This window comes from Staphylococcus sp. 231237_7MaSpsaltlick (assembly GCF_043107035.1).
In genome coordinates this window covers 482,825-495,062 of sequence record NZ_JBICNX010000001.1, presented here as the reverse complement: position 1 = coordinate 495,062, position 12,238 = coordinate 482,825, and the positions used below count along the sequence as shown (strand labels likewise).

The window sequence follows — 12,238 nt, the reverse complement described above, 5'->3', positions numbered from 1 at the left end:
GGTTTCAAATGTGTGACAAGTTTGTCATTTTAAAGCGTAGGGTTGTTAGTTGAAACAAACGAAAATAGACTGCAACTTAGTTAAACTAAGGATATAAATTATTTAAGGAGTGAAGGGCATGTCTATATTAAAAGTAGAAGGGCTTACTAAAAGCTATGGAAACAGACATCGACAACAAGAAGTGCTTAAAGGTCTTGATTTTTCTATAGAAAAAGGCGAGTTTGTTACAATAATGGGTCCATCTGGATCAGGAAAAACAACATTGCTAAACGTCTTGAGTTCCATTGATTATATTACAAGCGGCACAGTTGAGATCAATGGCAATAAAATAAATAAAATGAGTAATAAAGCATTAGCAGATTTCAGAAAACAAGAAGTGGGATTTATTTTCCAAAATTATAGTGTATTAAATACGCTTACGGTTAAAGAAAATATTATGTTACCACTTTCTATTCAAAAGATGTCTAAAGCAGATAAAGAAAAAAATTACAATGAAGTCACTAAGTCTTTAGGGATTCAAGATTTAGGCCATAAATATCCAAATGAAATATCTGGAGGACAACAGCAACGTACTGCAGCAGCACGCGCATCCGTGCATAAACCAGCCATTATATTTGCGGATGAACCTACAGGTGCATTAGACTCTAAAAGTGCACAAGATTTGTTAAATCGTTTAGAAGAATTAAATAAGAATTTAGAAGCAACGATTGTTATGGTTACACATGACCCTGTCGCAGCAAGCTATTCTAATAGAGTAATCATGCTAAAAGACGGTAATATTCATTCTGAAGTGTACCAAGGTGATGATTCAAATCAAGCCTTTTATAAAAATATTATTCATATGCAGACGGCATTAGGCGGTGTCGCTCATGAGTTTTAATCAAATTGTACTTAAGAATTTAAAACAGAACTTACGTCACTATGCAATGTATATTTTCTCGTTAATTGTAAGTATCGTATTATATTTTAGTTTTGTAACTTTAAAATATACAGACAGTATTAACAATGAAAACTCAATGGCAATTATAAGAAAAGGTTCAGACGTTGGGTCATATTTCTTATTTTTTATCATAATTGTATTTCTAATGTATGCAAATCAGTTATTTATAAAGAGACGTACACGTGAATTTGCTTTATTTCAATTGATAGGCTTAACTAAGTCTAATATATTACGTATGCTTATAATTGAACAGATTGCTATGTTTTTAGTAACAGGTGTTATTGGTGTTATAGTAGGGGTTTTTGGGTCTAAGCTATTACTCATGGTTGTGTTAAAAGTTTTACATATTAGCACAAGTGTAGCCTTAACCTTCCAATTTTCAGCAGTATTTCAAACTTGTTTACTAATATTTATATCCATGCTGTTAATTATTATACAAAGTTATATTTTCTTGCGTAGACGCAGTATTTTATCAATGATGAATGATAGTACAAAGTCAGAAGTATCAAAAAATACTATCTCAATACTTGAGATTTGTTCAGGCATCTTAGGTGTTGTGATGATTACATTTGGCTATTATATGTCTACAGAAATGTTTAGTAAATTTTTAAGTAGTTTAATGTTTACCCCGTTTATTATATTGTTTTTAACAGTAGTAGGCGCTTACTTATTTTTCAGAAGTTCAGTGTCTGTTATTTTTAAAATGGTTAAAAATGCGAAACGAGGTAAAGTGTCTATCACTGATGTTGTCTTTACGTCTTCAATCATGCATAGGATGAAGAAAAACGCGTTATCGTTAACGATAATTGCAACTATATCAGCAGTAACGGTTACGGTGCTGTGTTTTGGGGCAATTAGTAAATCAACTATTGATGATAATGTCGCCTTGACATCACCTCAAGATTTTAATTTTATTGACAATAAACAAGCAGAATCATTTGAAAATAAAATGAAAGATGCACATATTGGTTTTGATAAAAAGTATAAAGAAGTCTCTGAAGTCAAAATGTCGAAAGATACATTTTTTAAAGAAGTTGGAAATCCGAATATGTCTAAGAGTGATTCGATGTTAATTACTAGTAACAAAAATTTCAAGGATAATGAAATAACCGGTAATCGAGCGAAAGTAGTTAACATGGTAGCACCTGGGGGATTCGTTCAACACAATGAAAAAGGCGAGATCGTGTTACAAGGTCAATCCCAACACACGTTTAAAGTCATTGGCTCAGAAAAGGACGTGAGCTTTATGAGTGTAATAAGTTTTGGTGGCCCAGTATTATTAGTTAATGATGATAAATATAATGATTTAAAACAAAATGCTAGCGAAACACGTCAACAATTTGGTTATGATTTGAAAAAACAAAGCGAATGGAAAGAAGCGAATCAAATTGCTAAATCAGTATCGCCGAACATTGAATCGCAAAAAATGGTGCGTCAATCGATGGATGATTCTGTAGGTATCCTATTATTTGTTACATCATTCTTAGGATTAGCCTTTTTAGTTGCAGCAGGTTGTATTATTTATATTAAACAAATGGATGAAACTGAAGATGAAATACCTAATTTTGTTATTTTACGTAAGATTGGCTATACACATCACGATATGTTGAAAGGGTTAGCTTTAAAAGTGACGTTTAATTTTGGTTTACCACTTATTGTATCCTTGTTGCATGCTTATTTTGCAGCAAAAGCATTTATATTACTTATGGGTGGTAATAGTATGTTACCAGTATATATCGTAATGGGTACTTACTCCGTTGTATATTGTATATTTGCAATTATGGCATTTGTACATTCAAGTAGGATTGTAAAACATTCGATTTAAAGAAAAGTCTTAGCCGTAATTATAAAAATGTTAAAATAAGATGTGGGCTTAACTGTTACGTGTGAGAGTGAGTTTGCCTAAATTGTTTAAGTCTAGAGAAAAAATACTTTGAGAAAGTTAAATTAAGTGATTAGCAAAGGTATTCACTTAATTTACTAAATAATGTTCATAACATATAAGACTCTGGGGAATTTGTTTATTCCTCAGAGTTTTTGCGATGTGATTATGTTGTTAGCTATTGAATATTGGCCAAAATGTTTGATTCCTATTTAAAGTGGTATTTGCCAGTAAAAGAGTAAAATGGAGGTATGTAACATATGAATCTAACTGAATTTCATAAAGAAATTAAAGGATATACACAAGATAGACAGCCAGGTATACAAAAAGATATGAATCCACAACCTATTACTGAGATGGAAGGTTACAAAAGTGGTGGCAAACTCCAAGGTAAAATTGCATTGATTACTGGTGGAGATTCAGGAATTGGTCGGTCTGTTGCAGTCTTGTATGCTAAAGAGGGGGCAGATGTAGCTATTGGTTATTACGACGAACAGGAAGATGCTGAAGCGGTAGTAGAGCAATTAACTTCATTAGGTGTTAAGACAAAAGCATATGCTCATGACTTAAAAAGTGTCGATGAATCACAAAATTTAATTGAAAAAGTCATTAAAGATTTTGGCGGATTAAATATATTAGTGAACAATGGTGGCGTACAATTTCCTCAGGATAGTTTCGAAGCTGTTTCACCAGAACAGGTTAAAGAAACATTTGAAACAAATATTTTTGGTATGATGTTCTTATCACAAGCTGCAGTTCCATATTTAACTGATGGAGATGCAATTATTAATACTACAAGTGTAACTGCTTATAGAGGATCGGCTCATCTCATTGATTACTCTGCTACAAAAGGCGCAATCGTTGCCTTTACGCGTTCATTAGCATCAACTTTAATTAATCAAGGAGTTCGAGTAAATGCGGTTGCGCCAGGTCCAATTTACACACCACTGATTCCAGCTACTTTTTCAGAAGACAAAGTTGAGAACCAAGGTGGAGATACACCAATGGGTAGAAGAGGGCAACCAGCAGAACTTGCACCGTCATATGTTTTCTTAGCATCATATGCAGATAGTTCATATATAACTGGTCAAGTTATACATGTGAATGGCGGAGATTATATAACATCATAATATAAAAATTAAAAAGTATAAATAAAAAGCAGCGAAACAGTCTTTTGGCTGTCTCGCTGCTTTTATGTTTGAAGGTTGTCTTGGAAATTTTAGTTTAGACAATTGATGTCACTTGTAGGTTATTTTATCTAGAAGAAAGTATATAAACGTTAGAAGAAATCTGAAGGTTTCAGATCATTGAAATCTAAATTTTTTAAGCCGTCAAAATTAATGTTTTCAATAGTTTGTACAATTTCACCGCTTTTAACCTGGTTATAGTAGTTTGTCGCTTCTGAAACAATATCGTGTTCCTCGAATGTTTTTACTATACCGAGTATTAAGACAATTGCTATCGCTCCTTTAAATAAGAATTTCATAATTATTGACTCCTTCTATAAGTTTATAACATTATTTTACAGTGTTTTTTCTAGTAAAACATGCGTCCATAGTATAGAAAGTGTATCATACCTAAGTTGTATGTTGTATATTAAATGATTGTGTTTAATTAATTTTTTATAATCCAAATGCGATAGGTAACCAGAAATAAGCAAACAGTGAAATTACAATGATAGCGAAAATATTTAAAATAAAACCAGCGCGTACCATATCTTTCATTTCTATTTCATCAGAGCTAAATACTGCTGCATTGGGTGGTGTTGAAATTGGCAACATAAACGCACAAGTAGATGAAAGAGCAACGATACCCATGATTATAAAAGGGTCTTGGCTAATCGCTGCTGCAAAGCCAATACTAATTGGCATCAACATGTTAGAAACAGCTGTATTTGACATGACCTCTGTTAAAAATAAAATAGCTGTGGTTAGTACAAGTATAATTAATATTAATGGTAGAGGTTTTACAATTCCCATCATACTACCAAACCATTTTGTAAGTCCTGAATCTTCAAAGGCTGCAGCTAAAGATAAACCGCCTCCGAATAAGAGTAGTATACCCCAAGGGAGTTTGCTCATATCGTCCCATATAAGTAGTCCACCTTTTTTAGTTTTTGCGGGAATGAGAAACAGTAATACTGCGCCAAACATTGCAATATTAGTATCTGTTATATGTAATGAACCTGGGAGTAATCCGCCAAATATCCATAAAAGACTGACAAATAGAAAAACAATTGCCGTGAGTTTCTCTTCCTTGGACATAGGTCCTAAATCATGTAATGCTTTCTTCGCAAAATCTGATGATATATGATCCGCATCTTCAATTTTAAATAACCATTTTGTTAGTAAGAAATAAAGAATTACTAATAATATAACAGTAAGTGGAACGGCAAAAATCATCCACTGAGCAAAGGAAACTTTTCTATCAAGACTAGAAGACGCAATTGCTGCAAAAACAGCGTTTGGTACTGAACCGATAAGTGTTGCTAATCCACCTATAGATGCCGAATAGGCTACCGTTAGGAGGAGTGCTTTACTAAATTTACTAGCAGACTCAGGCTTAAGAAACTGTGCATCTTTAATTTCTTTGATGAGTGCTAAAGCAATAGGTAACATCATGAGTGCCGTAGCTGCATTTGAAATCCACATAGAGATGAAGGCAGTCGCAATCATAGTACCTAGGATGATACGGTTACTACTTGTTCCCATCATTGAAATAATGGTCATTGCAATACGCTTGTGTAAATTCCATTTTTCAATGGCTAATGCAATGATAAACCCGCCCATATACATAAATACGATAGGATCAGCATAAGCACTCGATGCGATAACTTCATCAGTCCCTCCTGTTAGTGGAAGTAAAATTAGTGGGATTAATGATGTTGCTGGTATGGGGATAGCTTCTGTAATCCACCATGTCGCAACAAATAGTGTAACTGCAAGCACAGCTCTAGGTGCGTCATCTAACCCTGTTATACTAGGAATAAAGTAAAAAATAAGAAAAAGTAAAGGTCCCAAAATTAAGCCGATTTTTTGTTTCATAATTATTTCCCCCTTGTTTATGGTGCTATAACTGTAAGAATATCAATAACCTAACATATAGACAATTTATTTTTCAGAAAATTATAAAAATATTAGGTCGATACTGATAGAATATAGGTGATAGTTAAAAATAAATATTTGAAAAGAGATGATTTTATGATAGTGGGGGCACTTATAGACAAAGGTGATACATGGATTTTATGGGCAATCATTATTGTGTGGGCAACTGTGAGTTTATTTTTAGAACAGAAGTATCAATGGGCGAGTACAATTTCTGGTGCCATCATTGCACTTGTTGGTGCGATGATATTATCAAACTTTAAAATTATACCAACAAGTTCACCAGTATATGATACTGTGTGGGATTATGTTGTACCTTTATCGATACCGTTACTTTTATTTAGTTCAAATATTATGAAAATATGGAAAGAAAGTAGAAGACTATTGATTATATTTTTCATTGCATCCATAGGGACAATGATTGGAACGCTTATTGCATTTATTTCGTTAAATCAATGGATACCTTATTTGAACAATATAGGGGCAATGATGACAGGTAGTTATATTGGAGGAGGAGTAAACTTTGCGGCACTAAGCTCTAAACTTGAAACGCCAGGTGATATGGTATCAGCAACGGTAGTGGCAGATAATAGTGTTATGGCGTTATATTTTATGTTATTGATTGCATTACCGTCACTACCGATAATCAAAAAGTATTTTAAAACAGATTATGAAACAGAACGTTCACCAAAAGCACAACAATCATATTGGGAACCTAAAAAAATTCAATTATTAGATATTGCATTTTCGATTGCCAGTGCAATCACACTTGTTGCAGTAAGTTTTAAAGGAGCTGAGCTGATACAACAATGGGTACCTAAAAGCAATATTTTACTAACGATTATCACTTCTTTCTTTGGAGACAGCTATCTTTTGCTAACGACTTTAACGTTAATCGTGGTTGCAATATGGGGAGACTTCTTTGAGAAATTGGCTGGTGCATCTGAAATAGGTACTTTTTTGATTTATATTTTTTTCGTAGTTATAGGTGTGCCTGCTTCTTTTGCCACAATTATAACAACGGCCCCTTTACTCTTTGTTTTTGTTATTATTATACTCATATTTAATTTGGGATTAAGCTTATTGATAGGTAAGGCTTTGAAATTTAAAATTGAAGAGATATTATTAGCGAGTAATGCAACAGCAGGAGGACCAACAACCGCAGCTGCATTAGCTATTGGTAAAGGATGGACAGGTCTTGTGGGCCCTATTCTAATAATAGGAACATTGGGGTATGTCGTAGGGAATTATGCTGGAACGCTGATGTATCAATTGTTAAGTCAAATGGTTTAGTTCACAATTAAACCTACTGTAATGTTTTTAAATATAAATTTAAGAAATTAAACTAAATACCTATTATAGGAAAGGGAGCAATAAGCATGAGTGAAAAAGATAAGATGTTAGCCGGTGAATGGTACGATGCAAATAATGATGAAAATTTAGGGACAGAGCGAGTAAAAGCTAAAGATTTATGTTTTGATTTAAACCAAATCCGTCCTAGCAATCAAACACAGAGACAAGAAATAATAACGGAATTATTAAATTATGAGCCTCGGTCATTAGAATTACTAAGTCCATTCCAAGCTGATTATGGCTATAATATTAATTTAGGCCAGCGTGTCTTTATTAATCACGATTGTTATTTCATGGATTGCAGTAAAATAGTGATTGGAGATGATGTATTTATTGGTCCTAATTGTGGCTTGTATACAGCAATTCATCCGCTAGAGTATAAAACTAGAAATGAGGGGCTAGAACAAGCTTTACCTATAAATATAGGCAACAATGTTTGGCTAGGGGCCAATGTGATTGTATTACCTGGTGTAACAATTGGTGAAGGCGCTGTTATCGGCGCGGGTAGTGTGGTTGCTAAAGACGTACCTGCCAATGCGCTTGCATTCGGGACACCTGCTAAACTAGTTAGTACAATTGAGCAATAATAAAGCTTCAACTGATTTTACTATATACATTCACATAATATTTAATAGGTCACCGTCAAAATGTCGTGGTTTTGGCGGTACTTTTATATTACTTAGTTGAATTAGTTTAGCCTATAACTTGTTTATAGCATATTTGTTTTGATTAAGTAATGAAATATGTATTTTCCAAAAGAAAGTTGTAAATGTTGGAATTATATTTATATTCGATTGTGTAATATCATAAAATAAATTAAAATTATATTAAAAAATATTCCGCGGAGCTTAAATGAAAAGTAATTAAATTGTTCGGAATATAATTGGTATTTGTGTTAAAATATAAAACTGTGAGTGAAATGGTAAAAGCAATAATTGTGACTATATAAACATGAATGCAAAATTTATAAAACATAAAGTTTTTACAGATTGTTTGAACAAGCCAACTTTTAAATGACTATTTCCATATCTAACTTAACGATTACTAGACAAGAAAAGAGGAATATTGAATATGGATATTTTAATTGGTACATTATTTTTAATTATAGTGTTAGCCCTATTTACATTATTTACATATCGAGCACCTAAAGGTATGCGCGCGATGGGTGCTTTAGCAAATGCTGCAATTGCAACATTTTTAGTTGAAGCTTTTCATAAATATGTAGGTGGAGATTTATTAGGAATTAAATTTTTAGGTGAATTAGGTGATGCTGCTGGAGGTTTAGGCGGTGTTGCTGCAGCTGGTTTAGTATCTTTAGCTATCGGTGTTTCGCCGGTTTACGCATTAGCAATCGCTGCTTCATGTGGTGGTCTAGATTTGATACCAGGCTTCGTAGCTGGTTATGTAATTGGTTATTTAATGAAATATGCTGAACGCAAAGTCCCAGACGGTATAGATTTAATAGTAGGTATTATTATCATTGCACCTTTAGCAAGATTAGTTGCAACGGGCGTAACGCCTTTAGTTAATAATTCGCTATTAAAGATAGGTGATATTATTCAAAGTTCAACTGAAGTAAGCCCGATTATTATGGGGATTATTTTAGGCGGGGTTATCACAGTTGTGGGTACAGCTCCATTAAGTTCTATGGCTTTAACTGCTTTATTAGGTCTTACTGGTATGCCAATGGCGATTGCAGCCATGGTGTCATTCGCGTCTTCTTTTATCAATGGTACAATGTTTAACAAACTAAAATTAGGCGACCGTAGATCTAGAATTGCGGTATGTATCGAACCATTGTCTCAAGCTGACGTAGTGTCTGCGAACCCCATACCAATTTACACAGCAAACTTTATTGGAGGAGCACTAGCAGGTGCAGTCATTGCATCTTCTGGTATGATAAACGATGCTACTGGTACTGCTACCCCGTTAGCTGGCTTTTTAGTGATGTTTGGGTTTAATGATCCAGTTAAAATCTTTATTTATGGTGCTATTGTAGGAGTGATAGGTTTAATTGTTGGCTATGTATGTTCCATTATATTTAAGGATCATCCTATTGTTTCAAAAGAAGATATTGAAGCAAGATAAAATCAAAAGCACTTTGACGCTCAATTTTTAGATATGTCAAAGTGCTTTTTTATTTATTCGATTAATTGGCTATCAGGAATATCTGTAATGAACATATGCCCGGGTGCATGTGTAATCATAATTTCTGGTTTAGCATCTAAAGCGACGGACTGAGGTGTTACACCACACCCCCAAAAGACAGGGACTTCATTATTTTTAATCACTACTGGTTCACCAAAATCAGGTTGATTTATATTAGAAATACCAATTTCTGAAGGATTACCAATATGCATAGGTGTACCATGTACATTTTTAAAACGAGAAGTGATTTCTGTTGCTTTAATAGCTTGTTGCATAGTCATAGGACGCATGCTTACGGTGATATTACCAGAAAACTGACCACTATCTTCAGCTGGGATATTGGTCATATACATCGGTACATTATGTCCTTCTTCTAAATGGCGTATTGGGATACCAGCTTCTAGTAATGCATGTTCAAACGTAAAGCTACAGCCTATTAAAAAACTGACCATATCTTCTGTAAATAATGTATCGATATTAGGTCTTTGTTCTACGAGTTTACCTTGTTTATAAACACGATAGGCGGCAACTTCGGTAGTTATGTCAGCTTGTTGACCGAAAGTTGGAAATGATTTCGATCCTTTTTCAGACACATCTAGAAGTGGACATGTTTTAGGATTTCTAAAACAAAATTTCAAAAAATCGTAAGCATAAGCAGAAGGAAGTATGACAACGTTCGCTTGAATATAGCCTTTGGCCATGCCACTAGTATGTCCAGTCAGTTCACCTTGCTTAATCATTTTTCTTATTGTAGTAGGTTTTTGTATTTGTAGGTCCAAATCTATCATCCCCTTATAAAAGTAATAATACTATTTTACCAAAAATTCAGAAAAATATAATGTTGAGCGTATTTTAATTACTATATAATATGGTTTTAAAATGCTAAAAGTAACGTTATAATAAAGTGGTAGATGTATTGAGTCATAATGATTTCTTGGGAGGATACATATGAAAAGAACTGGAGAAAAAGTGCTTGTATGGATTGGTATTATCTTGCAGTTTATACTAATATTTTTTATGGCAATTGTTACACCATTTTTGAATGATGCAAGTGTAAAAAACGAATTAGCAGATTCAATTTATAATAGCAATATGTATAATCAAGGCACATCACAATTGGACGCATTTAGTTTGGTAGATGTTGCTAGTCAGATATTTCTACTAGCTTTAATTATAGTGATTATATGCACGGTTTTGGCCATCGCATTTGCTTTATTCATTAATAAATTTCCAAAAGTTGTAGGTGTGTTCTTTATTCTTCTTGGTATTATTACCGTATTAACATTGAATTGGATTACTGCGGTCTTATGGTTAATTGCTGGAATTATGTTATTGGCTAGAAAACCAAAGCGTGTAGATAGTTTGTATGTGTCGCAAGAACGTAATGATTATAATAGAAACCAAAGTAATTATAATGGGACACTAAAAGCTAAAACAGATGATGCTCAACATGCACATAATAAAGAGCAAAAGGAATCGACACAGCTTAATCGTAGTGAGAGATATAAAAAATATTAAGGTTAATTATTGTGTATACTCAAGAAATTTTTAAACATAATTAAAATAAAAAATAGTGAGGCAGTAACGTATAGTTTCTGCCTCACTATTTTTTTATATACAATGAATAGAACTAGTAAAGTCAATTCATTTTGCCGTGTTTATAACTTTCATAAACACTATCGTATTTTATATTTCCAATACCACCGACAACTAATTTACCAAATTTGAATAGATTAAATAAATAAGCTAAGCATATAGAAATGACTAAAGTGATAATAAAGTTAAACGCAATATTACGTATTGAACTATCAACTCTTAGTAATCCTAAATCATGTACAAAGAAATAATGGGTTAAATAAATACAAAACGAATAGTTACTTATATATAGTACAAATTTAGGTACATATTTTATATAAGAAGAGAATAAGAAAAAGACTAAGATGACCATAGTGACATAGAATGGAATATCAAAGCGTTTCGATTCCACCCAGGTACTAATGCCTAGCAGATAATTACCGATTAAAATAGATAAGGCAATTATGAATCCTATAATAATAGGCCAAGTGAAACGTTTAATATTTTTCATGAATGCTTCATAATAAATACCCGTATAAAAACCAAGTAAAAAATAACTAATCCATCCTAAAAATAGCATCCAACCTTCTCTTTCCCAAAATAAGCCTAAAAGATCATTCTCCGATTGTGGCACGTATTGGCGAAATGCCCAATAAACCGTAGCGAATATTATAGAACCAATAATCATTGGAATAGGCTTGCATTTAATTAGATACTTAGCAAAAAGAATATGCAATATGTAGAATTGGAAGATAATGACAATGAAATAGGTGACTGCACCACCATGAAACATAGTATCTCCAACATTATGCATAAATTGAGTTAATGTTTTTGGTTCGAAATAAAAATATGAAATACCAAGGTTAATTAAGATATAAGGAATACCGAGATAGATTAACTTATTCTTTAAAAATCCCGGTTTTGTTTTAACGTGATAGTTTTTAGCTAATAAAAATTCTGAAATAAATACGAATAATGGTGTACTAAACATAAGGAGTAACTGAAATACTCTAATAGTTGTACCATGACCAACAAAATCCATTTTGCTGAATGTTGTTGTAATCGAATGAATAAGAACAATACTTAAACAAGCTATCGTACGCATCCAAAATATCACAGATGTATAAGTTTTCATTATAGCTTACCTCTCGATTGTTCTGTTTAATTTAAAAATAAATATATATGATTATTTTGCGAATCATCATACTAACATATTAATATTAGTATAAATGTAAA

The 12,238-nt window shown here is 32.9% G+C and carries 11 protein-coding genes; 7 read left to right on the top strand and 4 right to left on the bottom strand.

The features are described 5' to 3' along the window. Window positions 1-118 precede the first annotated feature (118 nt). The 3 genes from ACF91D_RS02450 (at window position 119) to ACF91D_RS02440 (ending at window position 3,952) form a co-directional block, all read left to right on the top strand. Entirely contained in the window at window positions 119-880 is a 762-nt protein-coding gene (locus ACF91D_RS02450; RefSeq protein ID WP_039069186.1) for an ABC transporter ATP-binding protein, read from the top strand. Then, complete coding sequence (locus ACF91D_RS02445; RefSeq protein ID WP_101094028.1) at window positions 870-2,765, top strand: FtsX-like permease family protein; 1,896 nt, start codon at window positions 870-872, stop codon at window positions 2,763-2,765. Before ACF91D_RS02450 ends, ACF91D_RS02445 begins: the two co-directional genes overlap by 11 nt. A gap of 317 nt (window positions 2,766-3,082) precedes the next feature. Beyond that, window positions 3,083-3,952, top strand: coding sequence for an SDR family oxidoreductase (locus ACF91D_RS02440; protein WP_208181961.1), 870 nt, complete (start codon window positions 3,083-3,085; stop codon window positions 3,950-3,952). Between the two features lie 149 nt (window positions 3,953-4,101). Here ACF91D_RS02440 and ACF91D_RS02435 read toward each other — a convergent pair whose 3' ends face one another. Both ACF91D_RS02435 and ACF91D_RS02430 read right to left on the bottom strand, forming a co-directional pair. Then, window positions 4,102-4,308 carry a hypothetical protein gene (locus ACF91D_RS02435; protein ID WP_039069191.1) on the bottom strand — a complete coding sequence of 69 codons (207 nt, stop codon included), beginning with the start codon at window positions 4,306-4,308 and terminating at the stop codon, window positions 4,102-4,104. 136 nt (window positions 4,309-4,444) lie between these two features. Then, window positions 4,445-5,866, bottom strand: a complete 1,422-nt coding sequence (locus ACF91D_RS02430) for an SLC13 family permease (RefSeq protein WP_107548856.1) — start codon at window positions 5,864-5,866, stop codon at window positions 4,445-4,447. Between the two features lie 156 nt (window positions 5,867-6,022). Here ACF91D_RS02430 and ACF91D_RS02425 point away from each other — a divergent pair, with 156 nt between their 5' ends. The 3 genes from ACF91D_RS02425 to ACF91D_RS02415 all read left to right on the top strand — a co-directional run bounded on the left by ACF91D_RS02425 (window position 6,023) and on the right by ACF91D_RS02415 (window position 9,367). Further along, window positions 6,023-7,219 (top strand): DUF819 family protein, encoded by a 1,197-nt coding sequence (locus ACF91D_RS02425; RefSeq protein ID WP_039069194.1) that lies wholly within the window; start codon window positions 6,023-6,025, stop codon window positions 7,217-7,219. A gap of 86 nt (window positions 7,220-7,305) precedes the next feature. Then, complete coding sequence (locus tag ACF91D_RS02420) at window positions 7,306-7,866, top strand: sugar O-acetyltransferase (protein ID WP_107548857.1); 561 nt, start codon at window positions 7,306-7,308, stop codon at window positions 7,864-7,866. A gap of 484 nt (window positions 7,867-8,350) precedes the next feature. Next, window positions 8,351-9,367 carry a PTS sugar transporter subunit IIC gene (locus ACF91D_RS02415; protein ID WP_039069198.1) on the top strand — a complete coding sequence of 339 codons (1,017 nt, stop codon included), beginning with the start codon at window positions 8,351-8,353 and terminating at the stop codon, window positions 9,365-9,367. A 53-nt stretch (window positions 9,368-9,420) separates the two neighbouring features. Here the strand turns inward: ACF91D_RS02415 and ACF91D_RS02410 are convergent, their stop codons facing one another. Next, a complete protein-coding gene (locus tag ACF91D_RS02410; protein ID WP_101050046.1) occupies window positions 9,421-10,215 on the bottom strand; it encodes a putative hydro-lyase in 795 nt (264 codons plus the stop codon). Between the two features lie 160 nt (window positions 10,216-10,375). On the opposite strand from ACF91D_RS02410, the gene ACF91D_RS02405 reads away from it, so the two are divergent. Further along, on the top strand, window positions 10,376-10,945 hold the full coding sequence (locus tag ACF91D_RS02405; RefSeq protein ID WP_039069202.1) for a DUF4064 domain-containing protein: 570 nt from the start codon (window positions 10,376-10,378) through the stop codon (window positions 10,943-10,945). Between the two features lie 121 nt (window positions 10,946-11,066). Here the strand turns inward: ACF91D_RS02405 and ACF91D_RS02400 are convergent, their stop codons facing one another. Next, window positions 11,067-12,137: an acyltransferase family protein gene (locus ACF91D_RS02400; RefSeq protein WP_039069204.1), complete on the bottom strand. Its 1,071-nt coding sequence runs from the start codon at window positions 12,135-12,137 to the stop codon at window positions 11,067-11,069. Window positions 12,138-12,238: the final 101 nt, after the last annotated feature.

What these genes read in the sequence shown, in the direction of transcription:
- ACF91D_RS02435 (WP_039069191.1), bottom strand. Translation starts at nt 4,308, where the DNA reads ATGAAATTCTTATTTAAAGGAGCGATAGCAATTGTCTTAATACTCGGT.
- ACF91D_RS02445 (WP_101094028.1), top strand. Translation starts at nt 870, where the DNA reads ATGAGTTTTAATCAAATTGTACTTAAGAATTTAAAACAGAACTTACGT.
- ACF91D_RS02425 (WP_039069194.1), top strand. Translation starts at nt 6,023, where the DNA reads ATGATAGTGGGGGCACTTATAGACAAAGGTGATACATGGATTTTATGG.
- ACF91D_RS02440 (WP_208181961.1), top strand. Translation starts at nt 3,083, where the DNA reads ATGAATCTAACTGAATTTCATAAAGAAATTAAAGGATATACACAAGAT.
- ACF91D_RS02410 (WP_101050046.1), bottom strand. Translation starts at nt 10,215, where the DNA reads ATGATAGATTTGGACCTACAAATACAAAAACCTACTACAATAAGAAAA.
- ACF91D_RS02415 (WP_039069198.1), top strand. Translation starts at nt 8,351, where the DNA reads ATGGATATTTTAATTGGTACATTATTTTTAATTATAGTGTTAGCCCTA.
- ACF91D_RS02405 (WP_039069202.1), top strand. Translation starts at nt 10,376, where the DNA reads ATGAAAAGAACTGGAGAAAAAGTGCTTGTATGGATTGGTATTATCTTG.
- ACF91D_RS02400 (WP_039069204.1), bottom strand. Translation starts at nt 12,137, where the DNA reads ATGAAAACTTATACATCTGTGATATTTTGGATGCGTACGATAGCTTGT.
- ACF91D_RS02420 (WP_107548857.1), top strand. Translation starts at nt 7,306, where the DNA reads ATGAGTGAAAAAGATAAGATGTTAGCCGGTGAATGGTACGATGCAAAT.
- ACF91D_RS02430 (WP_107548856.1), bottom strand. Translation starts at nt 5,866, where the DNA reads ATGAAACAAAAAATCGGCTTAATTTTGGGACCTTTACTTTTTCTTATT.
- ACF91D_RS02450 (WP_039069186.1), top strand. Translation starts at nt 119, where the DNA reads ATGTCTATATTAAAAGTAGAAGGGCTTACTAAAAGCTATGGAAACAGA.